The sequence below is a fragment of the Kitasatospora sp. NBC_01300 genome (assembly GCF_041435235.1).
GTDB lineage: Bacteria > Actinomycetota > Actinomycetes > Streptomycetales > Streptomycetaceae > Kitasatospora.
This window is the reverse complement of sequence record NZ_CP108408.1, coordinates 4,389,772-4,412,270: the sequence shown is the minus strand read 5'-3', so window position 1 is coordinate 4,412,270 and position 22,499 is coordinate 4,389,772. Positions and strand designations below refer to the sequence as shown.

21 protein-coding genes are annotated in these 22,499 nt (G+C 75.3%); 7 read left to right on the top strand and 14 right to left on the bottom strand.

All coding sequences use genetic code 11. The features are described from left to right. The first annotated feature begins 22 nt into the window (after positions 1 to 22). A complete protein-coding gene (locus OG556_RS19590) occupies positions 23 to 1,408 on the top strand; it encodes an MDR family MFS transporter (protein WP_371518217.1) in 1,386 nt (461 codons plus the stop codon). A 22-nt stretch (positions 1,409 to 1,430) separates the two neighbouring features. Here the strand turns inward: OG556_RS19590 and OG556_RS19585 are convergent, their stop codons facing one another. Both OG556_RS19585 and mshA read right to left on the bottom strand, forming a co-directional pair. Beyond that, positions 1,431 to 1,943 carry a YbjN domain-containing protein gene (locus tag OG556_RS19585; protein ID WP_371518216.1) on the bottom strand — a complete coding sequence of 171 codons (513 nt, stop codon included), beginning with the start codon at positions 1,941 to 1,943 and terminating at the stop codon, positions 1,431 to 1,433. A 120-nt stretch (positions 1,944 to 2,063) separates the two neighbouring features. After that, a complete protein-coding gene (gene mshA, locus OG556_RS19580; protein WP_371522757.1) occupies positions 2,064 to 3,434 on the bottom strand; it encodes a D-inositol-3-phosphate glycosyltransferase in 1,371 nt (456 codons plus the stop codon). A 218-nt stretch (positions 3,435 to 3,652) separates the two neighbouring features. On the opposite strand from mshA, the gene OG556_RS19575 reads away from it, so the two are divergent. Together OG556_RS19575 and OG556_RS19570 are read left to right on the top strand one after the other, a co-directional pair. Continuing rightward, the gene (locus OG556_RS19575; RefSeq protein ID WP_371518214.1) at positions 3,653 to 4,483 is read left to right on the top strand and encodes a class I SAM-dependent methyltransferase; all 831 of its coding nucleotides are present in this window, start codon (positions 3,653 to 3,655) and stop codon (positions 4,481 to 4,483) included. A 455-nt stretch (positions 4,484 to 4,938) separates the two neighbouring features. Beyond that, positions 4,939 to 6,432, top strand: a complete 1,494-nt coding sequence (locus OG556_RS19570) for a PP2C family protein-serine/threonine phosphatase (protein WP_371518213.1) — start codon at positions 4,939 to 4,941, stop codon at positions 6,430 to 6,432. A gap of 108 nt (positions 6,433 to 6,540) precedes the next feature. Here OG556_RS19570 and OG556_RS19565 read toward each other — a convergent pair whose 3' ends face one another. From OG556_RS19565 to OG556_RS19535, 7 genes are all read right to left on the bottom strand, one after another. Then, on the bottom strand, positions 6,541 to 6,891 hold the full coding sequence (locus OG556_RS19565; protein WP_063348783.1) for a DUF2516 family protein: 351 nt from the start codon (positions 6,889 to 6,891) through the stop codon (positions 6,541 to 6,543). Between the two features lie 122 nt (positions 6,892 to 7,013). Continuing rightward, on the bottom strand, positions 7,014 to 7,574 hold the full coding sequence (locus tag OG556_RS19560) for a hypothetical protein (RefSeq protein WP_371518212.1): 561 nt from the start codon (positions 7,572 to 7,574) through the stop codon (positions 7,014 to 7,016). A gap of 2 nt (positions 7,575 to 7,576) precedes the next feature. Continuing rightward, positions 7,577 to 8,041 carry a helix-turn-helix domain-containing protein gene (locus OG556_RS19555; RefSeq protein WP_371518211.1) on the bottom strand — a complete coding sequence of 155 codons (465 nt, stop codon included), beginning with the start codon at positions 8,039 to 8,041 and terminating at the stop codon, positions 7,577 to 7,579. Between the two features lie 69 nt (positions 8,042 to 8,110). Beyond that, positions 8,111 to 9,226, bottom strand: a complete 1,116-nt coding sequence (locus OG556_RS19550) for a MerR family transcriptional regulator (protein ID WP_371518210.1) — start codon at positions 9,224 to 9,226, stop codon at positions 8,111 to 8,113. Positions 9,227 to 9,260: 34 nt separating this feature from the next. Next, positions 9,261 to 10,154, bottom strand: a complete 894-nt coding sequence (locus tag OG556_RS19545) for an RNA polymerase sigma-70 factor (protein WP_371518208.1) — start codon at positions 10,152 to 10,154, stop codon at positions 9,261 to 9,263. Positions 10,155 to 10,197: 43 nt separating this feature from the next. Continuing rightward, a complete protein-coding gene (locus OG556_RS19540; protein WP_371518206.1) occupies positions 10,198 to 10,509 on the bottom strand; it encodes a hypothetical protein in 312 nt (103 codons plus the stop codon). Next, positions 10,506 to 13,733: an SNF2-related protein gene (locus OG556_RS19535; RefSeq protein ID WP_371518204.1), complete on the bottom strand. Its 3,228-nt coding sequence runs from the start codon at positions 13,731 to 13,733 to the stop codon at positions 10,506 to 10,508. The genes OG556_RS19540 and OG556_RS19535 overlap by 4 nt, the downstream gene beginning before the upstream one ends. Positions 13,734 to 13,915: 182 nt before the next feature. On the opposite strand from OG556_RS19535, the gene OG556_RS19530 reads away from it, so the two are divergent. Beyond that, on the top strand, positions 13,916 to 14,524 hold the full coding sequence (locus tag OG556_RS19530; protein ID WP_371518202.1) for a YceI family protein: 609 nt from the start codon (positions 13,916 to 13,918) through the stop codon (positions 14,522 to 14,524). A gap of 181 nt (positions 14,525 to 14,705) precedes the next feature. Here OG556_RS19530 and OG556_RS19525 read toward each other — a convergent pair whose 3' ends face one another. Then, positions 14,706 to 15,668: a LysR family transcriptional regulator gene (locus OG556_RS19525; RefSeq protein WP_371518201.1), complete on the bottom strand. Its 963-nt coding sequence runs from the start codon at positions 15,666 to 15,668 to the stop codon at positions 14,706 to 14,708. Between the two features lie 113 nt (positions 15,669 to 15,781). Between OG556_RS19525 and OG556_RS19520 the strand changes: the two genes are divergently transcribed. Continuing rightward, positions 15,782 to 17,041 carry an MFS transporter gene (locus tag OG556_RS19520; protein ID WP_371518200.1) on the top strand — a complete coding sequence of 420 codons (1,260 nt, stop codon included), beginning with the start codon at positions 15,782 to 15,784 and terminating at the stop codon, positions 17,039 to 17,041. A 10-nt stretch (positions 17,042 to 17,051) separates the two neighbouring features. Continuing rightward, complete coding sequence (locus OG556_RS19515) at positions 17,052 to 17,531, top strand: macro domain-containing protein (protein WP_371518199.1); 480 nt, start codon at positions 17,052 to 17,054, stop codon at positions 17,529 to 17,531. Here the strand turns inward: OG556_RS19515 and OG556_RS19510 are convergent. Further along, the gene (locus OG556_RS19510; protein WP_371518198.1) at positions 17,516 to 18,100 is read right to left on the bottom strand and encodes an N-acetyltransferase family protein; all 585 of its coding nucleotides are present in this window, start codon (positions 18,098 to 18,100) and stop codon (positions 17,516 to 17,518) included. The two genes, OG556_RS19515 and OG556_RS19510, sit on opposite strands and share 16 nt — an antisense overlap. 182 nt (positions 18,101 to 18,282) lie before the next feature. On the opposite strand from OG556_RS19510, the gene OG556_RS19505 reads away from it, so the two are divergent. Then, a complete protein-coding gene (locus OG556_RS19505) occupies positions 18,283 to 19,143 on the top strand; it encodes a TetR family transcriptional regulator (protein WP_371518197.1) in 861 nt (286 codons plus the stop codon). A gap of 77 nt (positions 19,144 to 19,220) precedes the next feature. Here OG556_RS19505 and OG556_RS19500 read toward each other — a convergent pair whose 3' ends face one another. From OG556_RS19500 to OG556_RS19490, 3 genes are all read right to left on the bottom strand, one after another. After that, positions 19,221 to 20,501, bottom strand: coding sequence for a GNAT family N-acetyltransferase (locus tag OG556_RS19500; RefSeq protein WP_371518196.1), 1,281 nt, complete (start codon positions 20,499 to 20,501; stop codon positions 19,221 to 19,223). A 40-nt stretch (positions 20,502 to 20,541) separates the two neighbouring features. Further along, on the bottom strand, positions 20,542 to 21,063 hold the full coding sequence (locus tag OG556_RS19495) for a GNAT family N-acetyltransferase (RefSeq protein WP_371518195.1): 522 nt from the start codon (positions 21,061 to 21,063) through the stop codon (positions 20,542 to 20,544). A 119-nt stretch (positions 21,064 to 21,182) separates the two neighbouring features. Continuing rightward, positions 21,183 to 22,478 (bottom strand): C40 family peptidase, encoded by a 1,296-nt coding sequence (locus tag OG556_RS19490; RefSeq protein ID WP_371518194.1) that lies wholly within the window; start codon positions 22,476 to 22,478, stop codon positions 21,183 to 21,185. Positions 22,479 to 22,499 lie beyond the last annotated feature (21 nt).

Genomic DNA, 22,499 nt, shown 5'->3' with positions numbered 1-22,499 from the left:
GCCTGCCCCGGGAGCCCCCCACATGCCCGTCGCCCTGTTCACCAACCCCCGGATCCGAAGGCTGATACAGGAGACGGTGGGCGGGCTACCACGGGAGTTCTGGTGGCTCTGGGTCAGCACACTGGTGAACAAGCTGGGCGCTTTCGTGCTCACCTTCCTCGCGCTCTACCTGACCACCAACCGGGGGTACTCGGCCTCCTACGCGGGCCTGGTGGCCTCCCTCTACGGCCTCGGCTCGGCGGTCGCCGCGATCGGCGCCGGCGTGCTGACCGACCGGATCGGCCGGCGCCCGACCCTGGTCGCCGCCCAGCTCGGCACCGCGCTGTTCACCGCCGTGCTCGGCTTCACGGACGGCCAGGTGGCGATCGCCACGGTGGCCTTCCTGGTCGGCCTCTGCAACAACGCCACCCGGCCCGCGACCTCGGCGATCATCGCCGACCTCGTCCCGGCCGAGGACCGGGTCCGCGCGTACTCGCTGAACTACTGGGCGATCAACATCGGCTTCGGCCTCTCCGCCGCCGTGGCCGGCCTGATCGCCACTCACGGCTACCTCACGCTCTTCCTGCTCGACGCGCTCTCCACGCTGGTCTGCGCGGTGGTGATCTTCATCCGGATCCCCGAGACCAAGCCGCAGGACTCGCCCCAGCACGGGAAGGGGGCGGACGAGCCGACGGTCGGCCTCGGCGCGGTGTTCCGGGACGGGCGGTTCATGGCCGTCGTCGGGCTCAACCTGCTGCTCGCCCTGATCCTCCAGCAGGGCAGCACCACCCTGGCCGTCGACATGGGCGCCGCGGGCATCAGCTCCACCGAGTACGGGCTGGTCATCGGCCTGAACGGGCTGCTGATCGTGGTGCTCCAGATCCCGCTCACCCGGTGGATGGAGAGCCGCTCCCGGACCGCCATGCTGATAGCCAGCTGCCTGATCACGGGCTGGGGCTTCGGGCTGGCGGCGCTGGCCGGGTCGTCCGCGTGGCTGTTCGCCCTCTCGGTGGCGGTCTGGACGGTCGGCGAGGTCCTGAACGCGCCGACCATCATGGGGCTGGTCGCCGAACTGGCGCCGACCCACGCGCGCGGCCGCTACCAGGGCGTCTACTCGCTCTCCTGGTCGCTCGCCTCGTTCCTCGGCCCGGCGATCGGCGGTCTGCTGCTGCAGCACGCCGGCTCCGCGGTGCTCTGGGTCGTGTGCGGGGTCTGCGGCACGGTCGCGGCGGCCGGGCACGTGGTGCTCGGGCGGCGCACGGACGCGACGGCGGGCCGTGCCGGGGCGGTGCCGGAGGCCGCGGTGGCCGAGGTGACGGAGGTGCCGGTGACCGAGGCGGCAGCGACCCTGACCGTGGCGGTGACCGAGGTGACGGAGCCCGAGGTGCCGGAGCCCGCCGCGGAGAAGAAGGCTCCGGCGGGCATCTGAGGGCGCCGGCCCCGCTGCCGGGTCAGTCGGCCGCCGGGGCGGCCAGGTGGGCGAAGGCGGCCAGGTTGCGGGTGGACTCCCCGCGCTTGGTCCGCCACTCCCACTCGCGCCGGATCGCCGAGGCGAAGCCCAGCTCCAGCAGGGTGTTGAACGGCTCGTCGGCGTTCTCCAGCACCGTCCCGAGCAGCCGGTCCACGGCGTCCGGGGTGAGCGCCTCCAGGGGCAGGCGGCCGGCCAGGTAGACGTCGCCGAGCGGGTCGATCGCGTACGCGACGCCGTACAGCCGGGTGTTGCGCTCCAGCAGCCAGCGGTAGACGGCCTCGTGGTTCTCGTCCGGTCGGCGGATCACGAAGGCGTTCACCGACAGGGTGTGGTCGCCGACCCGCAGCGCGCAGGCGGTGCTCAGCTTGCGGGTGCCCGGGAGCGTCACCACCAGCGTGAACGGGTCGGTGGCGGCGGGCTCCCAGGCCGCTCCGGCGTCGTCCAGGGCGGTGCGCAGGAGGGTCAGGGCCTCGTCCTTGGTGCGGATTGCCATGGGGGTGACGTTACTCGGCGGTACCGGGGGCGCGCACCAGCGGTGCGTGCCCCCGGCGGCCGCAGTCGGGCCGCAGTCAGCTCGTGGCCCGACCGCGGTAAGGCCGCAGTCAGGCCGAGGTCAGGCCAGCCGCCGCCGGGCGGCGGCCAAGCGGCCGGCCGGGCGGGCCAGGCTGCCGGCGTACACCTCGGCGGTGCCGGCCGCGGCGGTGTCCCAGCCGAAGCCGGCCGCGTGCCGGGCCGCCGCCGCGCCGCGCCGGGCGACCAGGCCCCGGTCGGTGACGTACGGCTCCAGCGCGTGCGCCCAGGCCGCCGGGTCGTGGCCGTGCACCAGCGTGCCCGTCTCGCCGTCCCGCACCGCGACCGGCAGGCCGCCGACCGAGGCCGCCACCACCGGGGTGCCGCAGGCCTGCGCCTCCAGCGCGACCAGCCCGAAGGACTCACTGTACGAGGGCATCACCAGCGCCGTCGCCGCGTGGTACCACTGCGCGAGCTCGGCCTGGCCGACCGGCGGGTGGAACCGCACCACGTCGCTGATGCCCAGCTGGGCGGCGAGCTTGTGCAGGCTCTCCGGCCGGGCCAGTCCGGTGCCGGACGGACCGCCGACCACCGGCACCAGCAGGTGCTCGCGCAGCCCCGGGCGGCGCGCCAGCAGCTCGGCGACCGCCCGCAGCAGCACGTCCGGGGCCTTCAGCGGCTGGATCCGGCCCGCGAAGAGCAGCACCGCGGCGTCCTGCGGCAGGCCCAGCCGGGCCCGGGCGGCGGCCCGCGCCGACGCCCCGCCGGGGCGGAAGACGTCCAGGTTGACGCCGGGGTGGACGACGGCCAGCTGGTCCGGTCGGGCGGCGTAGTGCAGCGCCAGCTCGGCGGCCTCCTCGGTGGTGTTGGCGATCAGCCGGTCGGCCGCCTCGACCACCTGGGTCTCGCCGATCACCCGGGCCGCGGGCTCGGGCGTGTCGCCCTCGGCCAGCGCGGCGTTCTTGACCTTCGCCATGGTGTGCATGGTGTGCACCAGCGGCACCCCCCAGCGCTGCGCGGCCAGCCAGCCGACCTGCCCGGAGAGCCAGTAGTGCGAGTGCACCAGGTCGTAGTGGCCGGGGCGGTGGCCCGCCTCCGTCCGCAGCACCCCGTGGGTGAAGGCGCACAGCTGGGCGGGCAGGTCCTCCTTCAGCAGGCCCTCGTACGGGCCGGCGGTGACGTGCCGGACCAGCACGCCGGGGGCCAGCTCGACGGTGGGGGCGTCGTCCGAGCAGATCGCCCGGGTGAACACCTCGACCTCGATGTTGAGCGCGGCCAGGCGCTTGGCCAGCTCGACGATGTAGACGTTCATCCCGCCGGCGTCCCCCGTGCCGGGCTGGTGCAGCGGCGAGGTGTGGACACTCAGCATCGCTATCCGGCGCGGGCGGCGGCGGCCCGGGACGAGCGACTGGAGCCGGCCCCGCGCGGGCGCGGCGGGCTGGGCACGGCGTACCGAACGGACGGGGTGCTGGATCACCTGGCTGAAGCCTCCTCTGTGCGGCCCGTCTCGGCGGCCCGCGCACGGGCCGCCCGCTGTCCGGTGTGCGCTGCCCCGTCCCGGGCACACATCACCACCAGACAGCCAACCACCCGGCCCGCGTCCGGCATTCCCGGTCCGGCCGACGAGATGCCGGACGGGGCGACGTCCCAGGTCACAGCGGTGCCGACGCGGACCCGACTACCCTTCCAGGCATGGCTGCCTCCTTCGACTCCGCGACCGCACCCGCCCGTGGGCGGACCGGACGGCCGGTGGGGACGGTCACCCGGGGCACCACCAACACCAACCGGCTGCGGCGGATGGACCGCTGGATCGCCCACACCCTCGGCCGCACGCTGCGCGCCGGCGGGCGCCCGCCGGTGGCGGTCGACCTCGGCTACGGCGCCGCGCCGTGGACGGCCGTCGAACTGGCCGGGCGGCTGCGCACGGTGCGCCCGGACGTCCGGGTGGTCGGGATCGAGATCGAGCCGGAGCGGGTCGCGGCCGCGCTGCCGTACGCCGAACCGCCGCTGCTCACCTTCCGGCGCGGCGGCTTCGAGGTCCCGCTGGACGGCGGCGCGCCGGCCCAGCTGATCCGGGCCGCCAACGTGCTGCGGCAGTACGACGAGTCGGCGGTGGCCGGGGTCTGGGAGCGGCTCTGCGCCCGGCTGGCCCCGGACGGGCTGCTGGTGGAGGGCACCTGCGACGAGATCGGGCGACGGCACGTCTGGGTCGCGCTCGGCCCGGAGGGGCCCCGGACGGTGACCTTCGCCGCCCGGCTGGGCGGCCTCGGCCAGCCCTCCGACCTGGCCGAACGGCTGCCGAAGGCGCTGATCCACCACAACGTGCCGGGCCGGCCGGTGCACTCCTTCCTGGCCGACTTCGACCGGGCCTGGGCAGCGGCCGCGCCGTACGGGGCGTTCGGGGCGCGGCAGCGCTGGGTGGCGGCCTGCACGGCGCTGGCGGGCGACTGGCCCCTGGTGGACGCGCGCGGGCGGTGGCGGCAGGGCGAGGTCACGGTGCCCTGGAGCGCGCTCGCGCCGTAGCGGGCCACGCGGCCGGGGACGCCGGCCCGGCACGGACCGGGGCCGGTGCGGGTGAGCGACTCACCGCATTCACTCGAACGAGTTATCGAATACCACTGGCGTGTTGACGCCCCATCACGTCACGATGGACGCCGCCGGACGACCTGCCCGTGCGCCGTCGCCGCCCGGCGCCACGGCGTCCACCTGCGGCCCCCGACGTCACCCTCGACCAGGGTGATCCGCGTCACCATCGCCCGTCCCCTTTCCTCCCCCGCCACCACGGGGATGCCAGCCGTCGTCCGAGTCAGATCACCGCACCGCCACCGGCGTGGCAAAAACCACAACGGCGCCGGTCGGCCAGAGAAATCCCCGGAGATCACGTTATGGTCGCGAGAAGTTCCCCGGCGCACGGTGCCAGGCGGGCACTGCGGACGGGCGCTGACCGTTACGCACTCGGGGAAAGGGAGGAACCACCGATGCCCGCAACGGGAGACGGGCGGGCACCTGGTGCCACGAGCCTGTCGGGCGCCCAGGCCGGCGCCCCCGTTGACCATGCCCGCAACCGCCCGGCCCCGACCGGCCCGACGCCGGCCGGCCAGGTGACGGCCGCTCCCCCGATACCGCACCCCCGGCACCAGACCGGACACACCTCGGCCCCCGCCGACGCCCCCGCCGCGGCCGCCAGCAGCACCGCACCGCTCAAACTGCTGGTGATCGAGGACGACGCCTCCGACGCCCAGCTGATCAAGGCGGCGGTCGCCGACAGCGGCACCTCGATCGAGATCCACTGGGCCCGCGGGCTGGAACAGGCCACCGAACTGCTCGCCGTGTCCCCGTCCGGCACCCGGCGCGGGCGCTCCCGCGGCAGCAATTTCAGCTGCGTGCTGCTCGACCTCGCCGCCCCCGCCGACCTGCCGCACCCGTCCGACGACTCCGACGGCCTCGAAGGCCTGCACGAACTGCTCCGCCGCGCCCCGCACACCGCGGTCGTGGTGCTCACCGACGCGGCCGGCGCCGAACTGGGCGCGGCCGCCGTCGCCGCGGGCGCCCAGGACTTCCTGATCAAGCACGCGACGGACGGCCCGCTGCTGGGCCGCGCCCTGCGCTACGCCGTCGAGCGCAAGCGCGCCGACGAGTCGCAGCGCCGCCTCGTCGAGGCCGAACTGCGCGGCCAGGAGAACGCCCGGCTCCAGCGCCACCTGCTGCCCACCCCGCTGCTCGACGGCGCGGGCCTCTCCTTCACCCGGCGCTACCGCCCGGGCCGCCGCCGCGCCCTGCTCGGCGGCGACTTCTACGACGCCGTCCGCACCGACGACGGCACCGTCCACGTCGTGATCGGCGACGTCTGCGGCCACGGCCCGGACGAGGCCGCGCTCGGCGTCGCCCTCCGGATAGCGTGGCGCACCCTCGTCTTCGCGGGCCTCACCGGCGAGGCCCTGCTCACCACCCTCCAGCACGTGCTGGAACACGAGCGGCGCAGCGACGAGATCTTCGCGACGCTCTGCATGCTCGTCATCGAGCCGGGCGGCGCCAGCGGCGGCCTCGACTCGCTCGGCACCGGCGAGCCCGCCCGGCTCTACCTCGCCGGGCACCCGGCGCCGCTGCTGCTCGGCCGCGACCACCAGCCGGTCACCCTGCCCGCCGATCTCGCCGGTCCGGCGCTCGGCCTGCTGCCGTGCCACGACGGGCAGGCCGCGTGGCCCGCCCAGCAGCTCGAACTCCAGCCCGGCTGGCGGTTGTTGCTCTACACCGACGGGCTGATCGAGGGCCGGGTCGGGGCCGGCTCCCGCCGCCTCGGCCAGGACGGGCTGGCCGACCTCATCGGCGACCACCAGTCCGCCGGGCTCACCCGGGGCCGGCTCGTCGACAGCGCCATCGCCGAGGTCGAGGAGCTGAACGGCGGCGCGCTGACGGACGACGTCGCGGTGCTGCTGCTGGAACGCAACCCGGTGCAGCTGATCCTCGGCTGAGCCGGCAGCGACGACCGGAGCCGGCCGGAGCCGGGTACGGCGAGGCCCGGGCGGGTGAACTCCCCGCCCGGGCCTCGTCGTTGCCTGATCGTTGCCCGATCGCGCGGCCTACCAGGGGCCGTACGGACCGGTGTTGCTGCGGCCGCCACGGCCGCCGCCACCGGTCAGCTCCCGGATCGCCGGGCGCACGTCCACCATGTAGACGATCGACGCGACCAGCCCGGCGAGCGTCCCGATGCCGGTGAAGAAGTTCACCCCGAACAGCAGGTCCCAGCCGAAGGCGATCGCCAGGATCGCCAGCCAGAACGGCTTGGTCTTCTTGTCCGCCGCCCGGTAGGCGTCCTCACGGCGGGTGACCGCGTCGCCCAGGGCGAACAGCTTGAAGCCCAGGATGGCGACGGACAGCCACCAGATCGGGTTCAGATAGGCCAAGTCCAGAATCTGGGCTACTCCGCCCATCACGCTCTCCTCTGTCTCTCGCCTCCGGCGCTCCGGCCACCGCCCATCCTGGCACGGTCGACCGTCCGCTCTCCTGTCAACGTCCAGCGGTCACCGGATGTGCCCGTCCGGCGGCCCTTCCCTCACTCCGCGCGGTCGGCGGCCTTCCGGGGGCGGGCGGCCTTCTTCGGGGCGGGCCGGGCGTCCGCGGCCGGGGCGGTGGCCGGGGTGTCGGTGTCGTCCTCGACCAGCTCGGCCTCGACCGGCTCGGCCGCCCGGGCGAGCTCGGATTCCCCGGCCGGCAGCCCCGGCTCGGCGGGCGCGCCCGGGCGGGCCCGGTCCACCACGACCTTGCCGCGCTCGGCCAGCTCGTCGTACGTCTCCTTGGCCTTCACCGCCAGCTCGACCGCGCGGCCGACCTGCTGGAGGGCGAAGCCCTGCGCCCGCTCCTGCAAGGTCCGCAGGTCGACGGGGAGCGTCGTGACGGTCTCGGTGACCTTGGCCTGCGCCTCGGCCAGCTTCGTCTGCGCCTCCTGGAACCGGGCGGTGGCCTTCTCCTGCGCGCCCTTGCGGTCCGCGGTGAGCGCCTCCACCCGGCCCGGCACCTCGCGCAGCTTCTCGTACGCGAGATCCCCGGCGCCGGCGATGGCGTACAGCGGGGTCGGGTCGCTGAGGGTCTTCTTGATCTCGTCGGTGATCGGCATGCTTACCGGTCCTCCCGGTGGGTGTTCTGGGTGACTGAGCCGTCGGTCGTCGGGCCGGAGGCTGGTGGAACGCCGGTGCCGGTGCCGGCCGCGGGCGACCGCTCGGCCACCGCGCCCCGCTGGACGGCGTTCTCCTTCAGGAAGGCGTCGTAGACCGCGAGCAACGCCTGCTTCTGCTGCTCGTTGATCAGCGGATCGGCCAGGATCGAGGCCCGCAGCTCCAGGCCCTCACCTCGCCGCTCCTCCAGGATCCCGGCCTGGACGTACAGCGTCTCCGCCGAGATCCGCAGCGCCTTCGCGATCTGCTGCAGGATCTCCGCGCTCGGCTTGCGCAACCCTCGCTCGATCTGGCTGAGGTACGGGTTCGACACGCCTGCGGCCTCCGCCAGCTGGCGCAGTGAGTACTGCGCGTTCCGGCGCTGCTCGCGGATGTACTCGCCCAGCGAGCCGACGTTCAGTGAGGCCATACCGGCAGACTGCAACATCCTGCTTGCAGATGCAAGCAGGATGCTAACAACAGCAAACGGCGGGCGGGCTCAGCCGAGGTCGGGGACGCGGACCGGCATCAGGAGCGAGAAGGTGCCCTCCCGGCCCGGCGTGCGGATCGCCAAGGGGGCGATCGGGCCGCCGAGTTCGAGCACCAGCTGCTCGGGCCGGCCGACCCGCAGGGCGTCCAGCAGGAAGTCGCGGTTGACCGCCACCCTCAGGTCTCCGGACGCGGATCCGGGGCCGGGCTCGGCGCCGGCCACCGCCAGGCGGCCGTCCGCCGTCAGGGTGAGGACGGTGACCGCGCAGTCCGCGCCGTTCGGGCCGGAGGGCAGGGTGCGGGTGGCGCCGGTCTCGACGGCGCCGCGCAGTTCGGCGGCGGACAGGTCGATCCGGTGCTCCGGTTCGAGCCGGGTCAGCGCCCGGTGGTCGGGGTAGTCGAAGTCCAGGGCCGCGCCCTCGATCCGGTGGCCGCCGGTCTCGGCCCGGACCAAGCCGCCGCCGAGGGTCACCTCGACCTCGGCCGCACCCGCGCCCGCGCCGAGCAGCGCGCGCAGGGCGTCGACCAGGGCGGTGGGGACGATCGTGCCGCCGTCCGTTGTGGCGGGCGCCGTGGCGGCGGGCACCTCGGCGAGCGCCATCCGGTAGCGGTCGGTGGCGACCAGGCGCAGCACCGGGCCGTCCGGTTCGAACAGCACCCCGGCGAGCGCCGGGGTGTCGGGGTCGCCGCCGACGGCGAAGCGGACCGCGTCCAGTGCGGCGGCCAGCTCCTCGGCGGGGACGGTGAGGCGGACTTCGGCGGGGGTGGTGGTCATCGGTTGCTCCCTCTGGTCGATCATGACGCGGATCAGGGAGAGCTCGCGGCGGGCGTCGGCGAGGCCGTCCTCCAGCCGACGCAGGTGCCCGTCGAGCACCCGCGCGGCCGCGCCCGAGCCGGGCGCCGCGCCGAGCACGGCGCGGATGCCGGCCAGCGGCAGGCCGACCCGGCGCAGCCGGGCCAGCAGACGGGCGTCGGCGAGTTGCCCGGGCCGGTACCAGCGGTAGCCCGTCTGCGGGTCGACCCAGGCGGGGGTGAGCACCTCGGCGCCGTCGTAGTAACGCAGGGTGCCGACGCCCAGGCCGCTGGCGCGGGCCAGCTCGCCGATGCTGTGCAGCTCGCTCTCCATGCCGGTGACTCTGCGGGCTCGACCAGGTCGAGGGTCAAGCCCGGCCGGTGAGGTGGGCGAGCTTCGACGGGTTGCGGACGATGCGCAGCTCGGCGATCCGGAGCCCGCCGTCGGGCCCCTCGACGAAGTCGAACACCGAGACGGCGTCGATCGCGCCGTCCTGGGTGACCAGCAGCCCGGGCTGGCCGTTGACCAGGACCGGCCGGAGCTCGGCGCCCTCGCCCAGCTGGCCGAGCACCCCGAGCAGGAAGCGGGCGACGTTGTCGGCGCCGGTGACCGGGCGCAGCGCGGCGCGGACCACGCCGCCGCCGTCGGTCCAGGAGGTGACGTCGGGGGCGAGCAGGTCCAGCATCCGGTTGAGGTCGCCGCCGACGCAGGCCGCGAGGAACTCGTCGGTGGCGCGGCGGCGCAGCTCCGGCGGGGCGTCGTAGCGCGGCCGGCGGGCCCGGACGTGCGCCTTGGCCCGGCTGCCGACCTGCCGGCAGGCAGCCTCGGTGCGCTCCAGCGCCTCGGCGATCTCCCGGTAGGAGAAGCCGAAGGCCTCGTTGAGGACGAAGACGGCCCGCTCCAGCGGGGACAGGCTCTCCAGCACCACCAGCAGGGCGAACGAGACCGTCTCGGCGCGCTCGACGTCGGCGGTCGCGTCCGGCTCGGCGACCAGCGGCTCGGGCAGCCAGGGGCCGACGTAGGTCTCGCGGCGGACGGCGGCCGAGTCGAGCCGGTTGAGCGCGAGGTTGGTGACCGTCCGGGCCAGGTAGCCGCCCGGGTTGGCGACCGGGCCGGTGACCCCGCTCCAGCGCAGCCAGGTGTCCTGGACCAGGTCCTCGGCGTCGGCGACGCTGCCGAGCATCCGGTAGGCGATACCGAAGATCATCCGGCGGTGCCGCTCGAAGTCGTCGAGGGCGGGGTCGGTGAGGGTGTCGGTCACCGCTCCGACGCTACCGCACGGGCGGCGGCGAGCCGAGGCCTCGTCAGCCGCGGAACGCCTCGTACGCGGGGGCGAGCAGGGTGGCGAGGTCGCGGCCGCGCACGGTGACGCCGGAGCGGCCGAGACGGCGCAGCGAGGGCTCGTCGGGCTCCTCCTCGGGCCCGGGCGGGGCCGGGCGCAGGGTGAAGCCGCCGCCCCAGTAGGCGGCGACGTTCACGGCGGCGACGTTCACGGCGGCGGCGTTCCCGGCAGGGGCGTTCCCGGCAGGGGTGTTCCCGGGTTGGGCGTCCACGGGTTGGGCGTTACCGGCGGGGGTGTTCCCGGGTGGGACGGGGGCGGGGTGGTCGGGTGTCATGCGTCCTCCTCGGCGACGGCGTCCTCACGGGTGAGCGCGACCAGTTCACGCAGCGCCTCGACCGGCAGGTCGGTGAGCCAGCGCTCCCCCTCCCCCACCACCGCTGCGGCCAACGAGCGCTTGGCGGCGAGGAGTTCGTCGATCCGCTCCTCGACGGTGCCGACGCAGACCAGTCGGCGGACCTGGACGTCCCGGCGCTGGCCGATCCGGAACGCGCGGTCCGTGGCCTGCTCCTCAACCGCCGGGTTCCACCAGCGGTCCAGGTGGATCACCTGGTTGGCGGCGGTCAGGTTGAGGCCGGTGCCGCCGGCCCGCAGCGAGAGCAGGAACACCCTTGGCCCGTCCGGGGACTGGAAGCGCTCGACCATCTCCTCGCGGCGGGCCCGGGGGACGCCGCCGTGCAGGTAGAGCACCTCCTCGCCGAGCCGGCGGGCCAGGTACGGGCGCAGCATCGTGCCGAACTCGGCGTACTGGGTGAAGACCAGCGTCCGGTCGCCCTCGGCCAGCGCCTCCTCCAGCAGCTCCGCCAGCCGGGCCACCTTGCCCGAGCGCTCGCCCAACGCCGATCCGTCTTGCAGCAGTTGAGCCGGGTGGTTGCACACCTGCTTGAGCTTGCCGATCGCGGCCAGCACGGTGCCGCGCCGCTCCACGCCCCGGATCCCCTCGACCCGCTGCAACAGGTCGGCCACCACGGCCTGGTAGAGCCCCGCCTGCTCGGCGGTGAGGCTGCACCAGACGGTCATCTCCTGCTTGGCCGGCAGCTCGGCGGCCACCGCCGGGTCGGACTTGAGCCGGCGCAGCACGAACGGGGCGGTGCGGCGCTGGAGTTCGGCGGTGCGTTCGGGGCTGCGGTGCAGTTCGACCGGGATCGCGTAGCGCTCCTTGAAGCGCTCGGCCGGGCCGAGCAGCCCGGGGTTGGCGAAGTCCAGGACGGCGTGCAGTTCGGCGAGCCGGTTCTCCACCGGGGTGCCGGTCAGGGCGATCCGGTGGCGGGTGACGGGCAGCGCGCGGACGGCCCGGGACTGGGCGGTGCCGGAGTTCTTGACGTACTGCGCCTCGTCGGCGACCACCCGGCGCCAGCGGATCGCCCGCAGCGCGGCGAGGTCGCGCTGGACCAGCCCGTAGGTGGTGATGACGAGGTCCACGCCCCGTACGGCTTCGGCGAGTCGGTCGGCGCCGAGGCGGCCGGAGCCGTGGTGGACGTGGCGCCGCAGCGCGGGGGCGAAGCGCTCGGCCTCGCGCTGCCAGTTGCCGACCAGGGACATCGGGCAGACCAGCAGGGTGGGGCCGGACGCCCCCTCGGCCTGCTCGGTGGCCAGCAGGGCGAGGGTCTGGACGGTCTTGCCGAGGCCCATGTCGTCGGCCAGCACGGCCCCGAGGCCGAGCCCGGCCATCGCCCGCAGCCAGGCCAGGCCGCGCTCCTGGTAGGGGCGCAGGGTGGCCCGGAAGTCGGGCGGCAGCGCGGGGGCGGGGGCCGGGGCGGCGCGCCCGGCGAGCAGGTCGCCGAGCGGGCCGTCCGCGCGGACGGCGGTGACGGGCAGCCCGGCGACGGTCGCCTCCGGATCGAGGGCCAGCCGCAGCAGGTCGGCGGTGGCCAGCACGCCGTCGCGCCGGTCGGCGAGGAAGGCGAGCGCGGCGGCGATCTGCTCCGGGTCGGCCTCCAGCCAGGTACCGCGGACCCGGACCAACCCCTGCTTGGCGGCGGCGAGTTCGGCCAGTTCCTGCGCGGTGAGCGGCGCCCCCTCCGGGCCGAGCGCGGCCTGCCAGCGGAAGGCGACCACGGCGTCCCGGTCCACCTGGGAGGAGACGGCGAGCGAGCCCGGCGCGGGCGGGGTGGTGGCCCGCAGGGCGAGCCCGAGCCTGGGTCGGCGGCGCCACCAGGCGGGCAGCAGCACGCCGAAGCCGCCCTCGGCGAGGGCGGGTGCGGCGGTGCGCAGGAAGTCCAGCGCGCCGGCCCGGTCGAGCGGCAGGGCGGCCGGGCGGGAGCGGTGCCGCAGGCCGTCCAGGGCCGGCCAGCGGTGGGCGGCGCGGGCGAGCTCGGTGACCAGGACGTCGGCCGGGTCCGGCGCCTTGCGGGCCAGCGCGGCGTGGGCGGCGCCGCCTTCGTGCAGGTCGGCGGCGCGGACCAGCAGGGAGGGCTCGTCGACGGCCTGGAGCAGGAATTCCAGCTGCCAGGCGTCGTCGGAGGGCCGGCCCTCGGGGTCGTCCGGGTCGGGACCGAGCGGCTCCAGCAGGCGGAAGCAGAGCCGGAGCGCGGGCGCGGTGGGCTCGGCGGCGGCGTACCAGGCGGCGATTCGGCGGCGCAGTTCGGCGAAGCCCTCGGACCGGACGTCCGTGAGGCCGCCGTCCGGGGTGGTCAGGGCGTGCAGCCAGCGTTCAGCGGCGGCCCCCACCGCGGCGACCGTCGTGGCAGCGGCCTCCACCGCGACGGCCGTCCCGGCGTCGGCTGGAGCAACACCGGGTCGGGCGTCGCCGGTTCGGGCACCGCCCGGGCCCAACGGGGACGCGCCGGCCAGGGCGGCCCGGGCCTCGGCGTCCACCAGCGCGCCCAGCGCGGCGTCCAGCAGGGCCTCGCCGGTGCCGGCGCCGCCGGTCGGCCACTCCCCCAGCAGGACGGGCGGGCAGGCGTCCGCCAGCGCGGCGGCCTCCCGGCGGCCCGCCGGGGTGGGGTCGGGCCGCCAACGGGCTTGCGGGCGGCCGTCCGCCAGGACGGGCAGCGGCAGCACCCGGCCCCGGCCGACCGTTCGCCAGGCGAGGTCGTGCACGCCGGTCAGCCAGCGCAGCGAGGGGCCCTGGACGACCTCGACGCGCCCGGTGCCGGGCAGATCGGTGCTGGTGACGGCCCAGTGCGGGTCGAAGACCTCGCCGAGCAGTTGGGCGGCCGCCCCGGTGTCGAAGAGCAGCGCGGGGACGCGCCAGGGTGTCAGGACCGCCGCACCCCGGACCGGGGTGACCGGCAGGTCGGGCGAGGGCGCGGGCAGGGCGCCGGTGGTGGGCAGCAGCAGGGTGGCCCAGCGCTCGGGGGCCTGGCCGGCGAGCCAGCCTAGGCCGGGCCCGATGCCGCCGAGGACGGCGGCGAGTTCGCCGGCCGGGCAGGCGTAGGGGTGGGCGCGCGGGGCCGCCCGGCCGGGGCGGGGCTCGGCGGTGCCCGGGTGGGAGCGGGCGTCCTCGGCCCACAGGGCCAGCCGTCCGCCCGCCCGCCAGAGCGCGTGCAGGACGAACATGCGGGAGGCCTTCCGGTCGGCGGAACCGTCCTTCGCAGCCTAACCGGGCGGTCCGACAGTGCCGCTCCGCCAAGTCTTTCGCGAAACGCCGAGCGCTGTGGTTGAAATTTGAACGAAAGCGGCCTACGCTGAAGTCAACAAGTTGAAGCCTAAACAAATGGCTTCGGACCCGAGGAGGAGCCATGGGCCTGTTCAACCGCACCAAGACCGCCGCCCCCACCGCCGTCGCCGAGACCCCGGCCGGCCCGGACCTCGCCCACCTGAGCGGCGACTGGACCATCGACACCACGCACAGCGAGGTCGCCTTCTCGGTGCGCCACGCCATGGTGACGAACGTCAAGGGCCGCTTCACCGAGTACGACGGCAAGCTGCACCTGGACGGCAGCACCCCGGGCAACTCCTCCGCCGACCTGGCGATCAAGGTCGCCAGCATCGACACCAACCAGGCCCAGCGCGACGAGCACCTGCGCACCGGCGACTTCTTCGCCGCCGACACCTACCCGGAGATCCGCTTCCGCAGCACCTCGGCCGAGCGGCTGCGCGGCGACACGTACCGGATGAGCGGCGAGCTGACCATCAAGGGCACCACCCGCCCGGTGGTCCTGGAGCTGGAGTACACCGGCAGCGCCACCGACGCCTACGGCGCCGAGCGGGTCGGCTTCGAGGGCAACGCCGTCCTCGACCGCACCGAGTTCGGCCTGACCTACAACGCGGCCCTGGAGACCGGCGGCGTGCTGATCGGCGAGAAGGTCAAGCTCAGCTTCGACATCTCCGCCGTCAAGGCGGCCTGACCCGGCCGTCCACGGCTGCCATCCGGGCCACCGGACCCGCCGCGCGGCCCGGTCCGCCCACCCGCCGCCCCTGCCGACCCCCCGACGGCAGGGGCGGTGTCGCGTCCCACGGTTTCCGGCGGCTGGTCCCGGCGGCCCGGTCCCGCCCGGCCCCGGCACCCGGCTCCGGCGCCTGGCCCGGTCACCCGAGCAGCGCCGCGTCCGCCGCCGGCAGCCAGCTGCCCGCCGGCCGCCGCAGCCAGCCCTCGGCCGCGCCGAGCCCGGCGGCCGCCGCGCCCAGCGCGGCCAGCCCCGGGTGGCGCTCACCGGGCCGGTGCACCAGGCTGACCAGACTCAGCGGCACCGGCTCCACCAGCGGCACGTTCACCACCCCCGGAATCCTCGGCCCGCCGACGGTGGTCAGCATCGGATCGCCGTGCCGGGCCAGGTAGCGGGCCGTCTCGTCCACGCCCACCGGCGGCACGTACGGCGCGGCCGGCGTCAGGCCGTGCTCGCGCAGCAGGCGGACGCCGAGATCGGCCCACTCGGTGGTGGCCGGGTTGCCGGCGCAGACGTCGACGGGGTGCCCGGTCAGCTCGGCGACCCGCAGCACCGGACGGTCGGCCAGCGGGTGGGTGTCCGCCATCATCACCGAGATCCGCTCCAACCGGACCGGCCGCTGGGCGAGTTGGTCGCGCAGCGGGGCGGGCAGTCCGGCGAACCGGCCGAAGGACACGTCCAGCCGGTGGGCCAGCAGTTCGGCGGCGGCCGCGGCGAGGCCGCCGTGGAAGCGGGCCAGCAGTTCGCCCTCCGGCCAGGCGGCGCGGGCGCGTTCGAGCACCCGGTCGGCGGTGAGGTCCGGGCCGGTGACGTCGCTGTTGAGGTCCAGCAGCAGCGGCCGGGCCGCGGCGCCCGCCAGGATCTCGTCGTGCAGGGCGAGGAGCCGGCGCGCCCGGGGCAGCAACCGCTGCCCGGCCGGGGTGAGTTCGACGCTGCGGGTGGTGCGGGTGAACAGCGCGTCGCCGAGCAGCCCTTCCAGGGTCCGGATGTCCCGGCTGAGCGCCTGCTGGGCGACGTGCAGCCGCCCGGCGGCCCGGCCGAAGTGCAGGCTCTCGGCGGTCGCGACGAAGCCGCGGAGCAGGCGGGGGTGCAGGTCACGGGGCATGGGCGGCAGATTAACAACACCCTGCTGTGAATGCGGCGGAACAGGTGTTGGACCGCCACCGGGCACCGACGGGAGGCTGGGGCCATCCCCCCTCGACCTCCCCCAGGAGCCCGATGCCCTCGCGCGCCCTCCTCACCTCCTACCGACGGCTGTTCGCGGCCCCCGGCGCGGCCGCCTTCACCCTCGCCGGGCTGCTCGGACGGCTCGCGCTGTCGATGAACGGCGTCTCGCTGGTCGTGCTGCTCGCCGAACGGCGCGGCTCGTACGCGCTGGCCGGCACCGTCTCGGCCGCCGGGCTGGTCACCGGCGCGATCGGGATGCCGCTGCTCGGGCGACTGGTGGACCGGTACGGGCAGGCGCGGGTGACCGTACCGGCCGCGCTCTACAACGCCGCCCCGCTCGCCGCGCTGCTGATCTGCCTCCGGCTCGGCGCACCCGACTGGACGCTCTACGCCTGCTGGGCGGCCGGCGCGGCCGCGCCCAACCTCGGCGGCATGGCCCGGGCCCGCTGGGCACACCTGTACCGGGCCGACCCGGCCGCCCGGCACCTGGCCAACTCCCTCGAACAGTCCCTGGACGAACTCTGCTTCATGGCCGGGCCCGTCCTCGCCATGACGCTCTGCACGGCGGTCGCCCCGGAGGCCGGGCTGCTCGCCGCCGGGGCGCTCGGCACCACCGGCGCCCTGCTGTTCGCGGCCCAGCGGCGCACCGAACCACCGTTGCCCGCCCGTTCGGAGGGCGACCGCCACGGCTCGCCGCTGCGGGTGCCCGGGCTGCGGGTGCTGCTGCTCGCCTTCCTCGCCACCGGCGTCGTCTTCGGCTCGACCGAGATCACCACCGTGGCGTACGCCGACGCACTCGGGCACAAGGCGGCGGCGGGCGCGCTGCTGGCCCTGGTCGCGGGCGGATCCTGCCTGGCCGGGCTGCTGTTCGGGCTGCTGACGCCGCGCCGGGCGACCGGAGTGCGCTTCCTGTCCGGGGCCGCGGCGATGGCCGGGGTGCTGCTGCTGCCGCTCGCCGCCGGACTGGGCGGGGCCGGGCTCGGCCTGCTCGGGGTCGCGCTGTTCGCGGCCGGCACGGCCACCGCGCCGACCATGGTGACCGGGATGACGCTGGTCCAGGAGCTGCTGCCGGGGCGGCAGTTCAACGAGGGGATGGCGGTCGCGGTGTCCGGCATCGTGGTCGGCATCTCGGGCGGCGCGGCGCTCGCCGGCGCGGTCGCCGAGCACGCCGCCCCCGGTACCGGCTACGCACTGCCGGCCTGCGCCGCCACGCTCGCCCTGCTGATCGCCCTCGCCGGACGACGGCACCTGGGGCAGTCGCGGCGCACCCCGGCGGACAGTGCCGAGCGGGCTGTCAGAGCCTCGGTCTAGCGTTCGGGGCATGGCGGGAATCACCTATGTCCAGGGCGACGCCACCGCGCCACAGGGCTCGGGTGTGAAGGTGATCGCGCACGTCTGCAACGACCTCGGCGGCTGGGGCAAGGGCTTCGTGCTCGCACTGTCCAGACGCTGGCCCGAGCCCGAGGCCGCGTTCCGGCGCTGGCACCGGGAGCGGGCGGGGAACGACTTCGGGCTCGGCGCCCTGCAACTGGTGCAGGTCGAGCCGTACGTCTGGGTGGCCAACCTGGTCGGCCAGCGCGGCATCCGGACGGGGCGCTCGACCGGGGTGCCGGTCCGGTACGAGGCGATCGACACCGCGCTGGCCGCGCTGGGCGACCGCGCGCGGGAACTCGGCGCCTCCGTCCACATGCCGCGGATCGGCTGCGGGCTGGCCGGCGGGCGCTGGGAGCGGGTCGAACCGCTGGTGTCCGCGCGGCTGGTGGAGCGAGGGGTGCCGGTGACGGTCTACGACATCGGCTGAGCCGGCGCCGCCTGTGCTGACACCGCCTGCTCCGCGAGGCTCTCGGCGGGCCAGCTGTACACGTACTCGGGCAGCACGTACCCGCCCGGGAACACGCCCTCCTGCACCCGCGTCCGCACGCCGCCCTCGCGCTCGTAGAAGGCGATCGCGCGGATGTTGTCGCGCAGCACCTCCAGGTACAGCTCGGCCCCGGGGTGCCGCTCGGCGACGTGGGCGCGGGCCGCGGCGAACAGCGCGCGACCGATGCCGCCGCCGGTCCGCCCGGGGCGAACGTGCAGGTTGTCGACCAGCACCCGGCCGTCCGGCTGCGGGACGAGGTAGATGAACCCGACCGTCTCCCCGGCCTGTTCGGCGATCAGCAGTTCGGGCTCGGCGGCCGGATCGCCGTAGTCGACGGTCAGCCGCAGCTCCCACAGCTCGCGCCGCTGGACGGGCAGCCCGTCGCCGAGTGCGTCCGCGGGGACGATTCCGCGGTAGGCGGTGCTCCAGCTGTGGGCGTGCAGGTCGGCGACGGCCGCGGCGTCCTGCGCTCCGCCGTGCCGGATGGCGGTCTGCACGGGACTGATCATGTGACGAGCCTCCCACAGATTGGAGTTGAACATGTTCAAGCGGAGCCTCTACAGTGCTCACATCATTTTGAACGCGTTCGAAATGGCGGGGGTGGTGGATGTGGCACCGAGCGCGGAGGGGACGCCCGGTGCCGCGTCCACCGACACGGGTCGGAGCTTCGTCTCCGGTTAGGCTCGTGCCCGTGGACGACCTGGCAGCGACGAACCGAACGGACGGCACGAGCGGTGCGGCCGCGACCCCGGCCGACACCCCGACCGACCCTGCGGCCACGCCCGACACCGTCGGCGGGCCCGGTACCGACAGCGGACCCGGTACCGACAGCGGGCCCATGCCCGGCGGCCGGGCGCAGCCGAAGACCGACAAGAGCGAGCAGACCCGGGCACTGATCCTGGAGACCGCGATGCGGCTCTTCCAGGAGCGCGGCTACGAGAAGACCACCATGCGCGCGATCGCCACCGAGGCGGGCGTCTCGGTCGGCAATGCTTACTACTATTTTTCGGCGAAGGAATTCCTGATTCAGGGGTTCTACGACCGAATGACGTACGACCATGCGGCGGAAGCCAGGAATCGCATGGCCCATACGCGCAATTTCGCCGAGCGCCTGGAAATCGCGCTGACCTCCTGGCTCGACACGGCCGCGCCGTACCACGAGTTCGCCGCGCAGTTCTTCCGCACCGCTGCCGACCCGACCAGCTCGCTGAGCCCGTTCTCCAACGAGTCCCACCCGGCGCGGGCGACCGCTGTGGAGCTGTTCCGCGACGTGTTGCAGGGGTCGGAGCTGGCACCCAAGCTGGACGCCGAGCTGGGCGAGCTGCTGCCCGACGTGCTCTGGCTGCACCTGATGGTCGTCGTGCTCTACTGGGTCTTCGACCGGACCGAGGACACCGAGCGGACGCGGGAATTCGTCCGCCGGTCCACTCCCATGGCGGCCCGGGTCATCAACCTCTCGCGGTATCGGGTGTTCCGCCCGATCGTCCGCGATGCCAAGGGCCTCATCCAGGACTTCATCCTGCCGACCATCGGGAAAACCGCCGTCAAGTAGCCCCCCCCCGAGGACAGCTCGGATGCACCGGGGGCCGGACCGCAGCACTGCGATCCGGCCCCCGGCGTAGCGGCGGCTCAGAAGCCGTCCGGGTTCCAGGGCTGCAGCGGCGTGCGCAGCAGCAGGTCGGCGGCGGCCGCCGCGCCGGGGCGCAGTTCGGTGAGCAGGCCGGCCGCGAGCAGCCGGGGTGCCGTCTCGCCGCCCAGGTAGAGCGACGCCAGCGCGGAGGCGTCCAGGGCGAGGTCGGCGTCGTCCGTGGTCCGGGTGCAGCGGCCGGTGCCGTCCGCGGCGACCTCGATCGTCCAGCGGCCGGAGGCGTAGCCGAGCCGGTCCTCGACCTCCAGGACCACCCGGCCGGGCGCGCCGTACGTCCGGGCGTCGAACGCGGCCGCCACGTCCAGCACCCGCAGCCAGGTGAAGTCGGCGTTGTCCACGTACGGGGTGGCGGCGCGCGGGTCCTGGAGCAGCAGCGGCAGCGGGTCGTCCGGGCCGATGTTCTCCGCGACGACCTTGCGCACCCAGTCGACGGAGAGGACGAAGCGCCACAGCTCGGCGGCGGTCGCCCGGTCGAGGGCGAGGAAGTCGGCCACGGTCAGGGTGCAGTTCGGGTAGCTGCCGTCCCAGGTGTCGTCGACCCGGTAGGCCACCAGGCCGGTGACCGTGCCGTCGGCGTCCCGGTGGACGGCGACGAACGGCTCCTTGAACTCGTTCCCCGGCACCTTGAGTTCGCCGGTGTTCCGCTTCCACCACAGCTCGTCGCGGGCGATCGCGCCCGGCTGGGTGCGCCGCCAGCGCTCGTGCAGGTCGGGGCCCAGCTCGCGGGCCTGCGCCATGGTCGCGAAGTCGATCCGCCCGCCGGGCACGGTGGGCAGGCCGTCGCGCAGACCGCGGGTGCGGTGCAGGTCGATGTTCCAGCCGTGGCCGCGGGTGGCCGGGCCGAAGCCGTAGCGGCCGTAGATGTTGTACTCGGCGGCGATCAGGATGGCGACCGCCGAACCGCGCTCGGCGGCGGCCGCGAGGTCGCGGCGCATCAGCGTGCCGAGCAGGCCGCGGCGGCGGTGGGTGGCACTGACCGTCACGGCGGTGATGGCGTCGGCCCGGACGGCGGCCCCGCCCGGGACGGTCAGCTCGACGTCGAAGCTGCGGAAGGTGGCGATGCAGCGGTCACCGTCGAAGCCGGCCAGCATCCGGCCCGGCTCCCACTGCAGGCGGCGGAAGTCGGCAGAGCTCTCCGCGTGCGAGCGCAGGAAGCCCAGAGCGAGCGCCCGGTCCCACGCGGCCACCTCGCTCTCGGCGATCGCGCGGATCTGGAGGCCGTTCACGATGTCGACGGCCCCGTCATCGGTTGTGTTGCCCATCGGGCCACCGTACGGGCGCCGCTTTCGGGCGGCATCCCATTTATTCCGTGCCCGATGCGTAGTGCTCCCCGGGCACCACCACCCAGTGGTTGCAGTGCAGGACGCGGTCGGCGAAGTCGACGTCCTGCTCGCCGAGCAGCCGGAAGCCGAGCGCCCGGCAGATCCCGTTGGACGGGCCGTTGGCCGTCGCCGGGAAGGCGTGCACCGGGCCCCACCGGCCGTCCCGGGCGGCCGCGTCCAGCAGTTCCCGGACGGCCGCCTTGGCGAGGCCGCGCCCCTGGAACTCGGGCAGCACCATCCAGCCGATCTCGGCCACGGCGGCGCCGTCCTCCTCGTGCGACCAGAGCGCGACGGTCCCGGCCGCCACCTCCGGTCCGGCGCCGTCCGGGACGATCACCTTGATCCACGAACGGTCCTCGGCGACCTCCACGACGTCCTTGCGCAGCCGCTCCCGCACCCGCTCCTCCGGCAGCGGCCCGCCCAGCTCGGCCATCATCACCGCGTCGCACCGCATCCGGACGTACGCCCCGGCGTCCCCCGCCTCGACGTCCCGCAGCCTCATCGCGTCTCCTCCCGAGTGGTCGACGCGGCCACGCTAGCGCCCACCGCCGACAGCCCCGGCGCGAGCCGGGCGCAGAAACGGGCCGGGCCCGGCGGGCGGGCGCAGGAGCGGGCCTGGCGCTACGGGCGGGCGTAGAAGTCGGGGGTGCCCATGATCCAGAGGCTGGCCTGTTTGACCGGCTTGCCGACGCGGGGGGCCTCGATCATCTGGTCGTCGCCGATGTAGAGGCCGACGTGGTAGATGTCGGCGGCGCGGCCGGTGTCCGTCCAGAACACGAGGTCGCCGGGGCGCAGCTGCTGGTAGCTGACCGGGGTGCTCTGGGCGTACTGGTCGGCGGCGAAGTGGTTGAGCTGTTTGCCGCCCTCGCGCCAGGCCATCATGGTGAGCCCCGAGCAGTCGTAGCCGGCCGGGCCCTCGCCGCCCCAGATGTAGGGCAGGCCGATCTTGGAGCGGGCGAAGGCGATGGCGGCGCCGGCGCCCTCGGCGGACCACGGGCGGCCGGCGGCGGGGGGTGCGGCCGGGGTGGCCTTGGCGGCGGCCTCAGCGGCGGCCTCGGCAGCGGCGGCCGCTTCGGCGGCGGCTTTCTCGGCGGCTTTCTCGGCGGCGGCGCGGGCGGCGGCCTCGGCCTCGCGGGCGGCGACCGCCTCCAGGGCCTCGCTGCGCCGGCGTTCCAGGTCGACGGTGGTGTGCCGGGCGGCGGCCAGGTCGGTGAGCAGTTGTTCGCGGCGGCGGTCGGCGGCGGTGACCGCCTCCTGCTGGGCCGCGAGCCGGGCCTCGGCCCTGGCCCTGGCGGCGCCGACCTCGGCGGCGGCCTTCTCGGCGGTCTCGGTGGCGGCGCGGGCGGCGGCGGAGGCGCGGGTCGCGGCGGCGGCAGTGGAGGTGGCGGCGTCGAGGATCTGCCGGGTGCGCTCGCTGGCGACGCCGATCACGGCGGCGCGGTCGCCGGCTTCGCGCGGGCCGTGGGCGCCGAGCAGGGCGTTGAGGGCGGAGAGTGCGGCGCCGGCGCCCTGGCGGTACGTTTCGGCGGCGAGCTGGGCGGCGTCCTCGGCGGCCGCGGTGCGGTCGGCCTCGGCGGCGGTGGCGCTCCGGGTGGCGGCGGTCTCGTCGGCGCGGGCCCGGGCGAGGGCGAGCTGGGCGCCGTTGTAGGCCTCGACGGCCTGTTCGGCGCTACGGCCGGCCTGGTCGAGTTCGGTCCGGGCGGCGGCGAGGCCGGCTTCGATGGCGGTGACGGAGGCGGCGGTGCGGTCGGCCTCGGCGCGGGCCCGGTCGATCTCCCCGGTGGTCGGGTACGGGTCCTCCGTCCGGGCGGGGCCGGCGGCCGGCTCGGGGTCCGCCGGGGCGGCCTGGGCTGCGGGGAGCAGCCCGAGCAGGGCGGTGAGGGACAACAGGAGGGTCGGCAGGAGCCTGCGCGCCACGAGACATCCCCTTCTCACGGG

Coding starts and splice junctions, on each gene's coding strand:
- OG556_RS19555 (WP_371518211.1), bottom strand. CDS start 8,041: ATGGCCTCACTGAACGTCGGCTCGCTGGGCGAGTACATCCGCGAGCAG.
- OG556_RS19550 (WP_371518210.1), bottom strand. CDS start 9,226: ATGGAGAGCGAGCTGCACAGCATCGGCGAGCTGGCCCGCGCCAGCGGC.
- OG556_RS19540 (WP_371518206.1), bottom strand. CDS start 10,509: ATGACACCCGACCACCCCGCCCCCGTCCCACCCGGGAACACCCCCGCC.
- OG556_RS19510 (WP_371518198.1), bottom strand. CDS start 18,100: ATGATCAGTCCCGTGCAGACCGCCATCCGGCACGGCGGAGCGCAGGAC.
- OG556_RS19535 (WP_371518204.1), bottom strand. CDS start 13,733: ATGTTCGTCCTGCACGCGCTCTGGCGGGCGGGCGGACGGCTGGCCCTG.
- OG556_RS19495 (WP_371518195.1), bottom strand. CDS start 21,063: ATGAGGCTGCGGGACGTCGAGGCGGGGGACGCCGGGGCGTACGTCCGG.
- OG556_RS19590 (WP_371518217.1), top strand. CDS start 23: ATGCCCGTCGCCCTGTTCACCAACCCCCGGATCCGAAGGCTGATACAG.
- OG556_RS19530 (WP_371518202.1), top strand. CDS start 13,916: ATGGGCCTGTTCAACCGCACCAAGACCGCCGCCCCCACCGCCGTCGCC.
- OG556_RS19565 (WP_063348783.1), bottom strand. CDS start 6,891: ATGGGCGGAGTAGCCCAGATTCTGGACTTGGCCTATCTGAACCCGATC.
- OG556_RS19570 (WP_371518213.1), top strand. CDS start 4,939: ATGCCCGCAACGGGAGACGGGCGGGCACCTGGTGCCACGAGCCTGTCG.
- OG556_RS19500 (WP_371518196.1), bottom strand. CDS start 20,501: ATGGGCAACACAACCGATGACGGGGCCGTCGACATCGTGAACGGCCTC.
- OG556_RS19575 (WP_371518214.1), top strand. CDS start 3,653: ATGGCTGCCTCCTTCGACTCCGCGACCGCACCCGCCCGTGGGCGGACC.
- OG556_RS19520 (WP_371518200.1), top strand. CDS start 15,782: ATGCCCTCGCGCGCCCTCCTCACCTCCTACCGACGGCTGTTCGCGGCC.
- OG556_RS19560 (WP_371518212.1), bottom strand. CDS start 7,574: ATGCCGATCACCGACGAGATCAAGAAGACCCTCAGCGACCCGACCCCG.
- OG556_RS19585 (WP_371518216.1), bottom strand. CDS start 1,943: ATGGCAATCCGCACCAAGGACGAGGCCCTGACCCTCCTGCGCACCGCC.
- OG556_RS19525 (WP_371518201.1), bottom strand. CDS start 15,668: ATGCCCCGTGACCTGCACCCCCGCCTGCTCCGCGGCTTCGTCGCGACC.
- OG556_RS19515 (WP_371518199.1), top strand. CDS start 17,052: ATGGCGGGAATCACCTATGTCCAGGGCGACGCCACCGCGCCACAGGGC.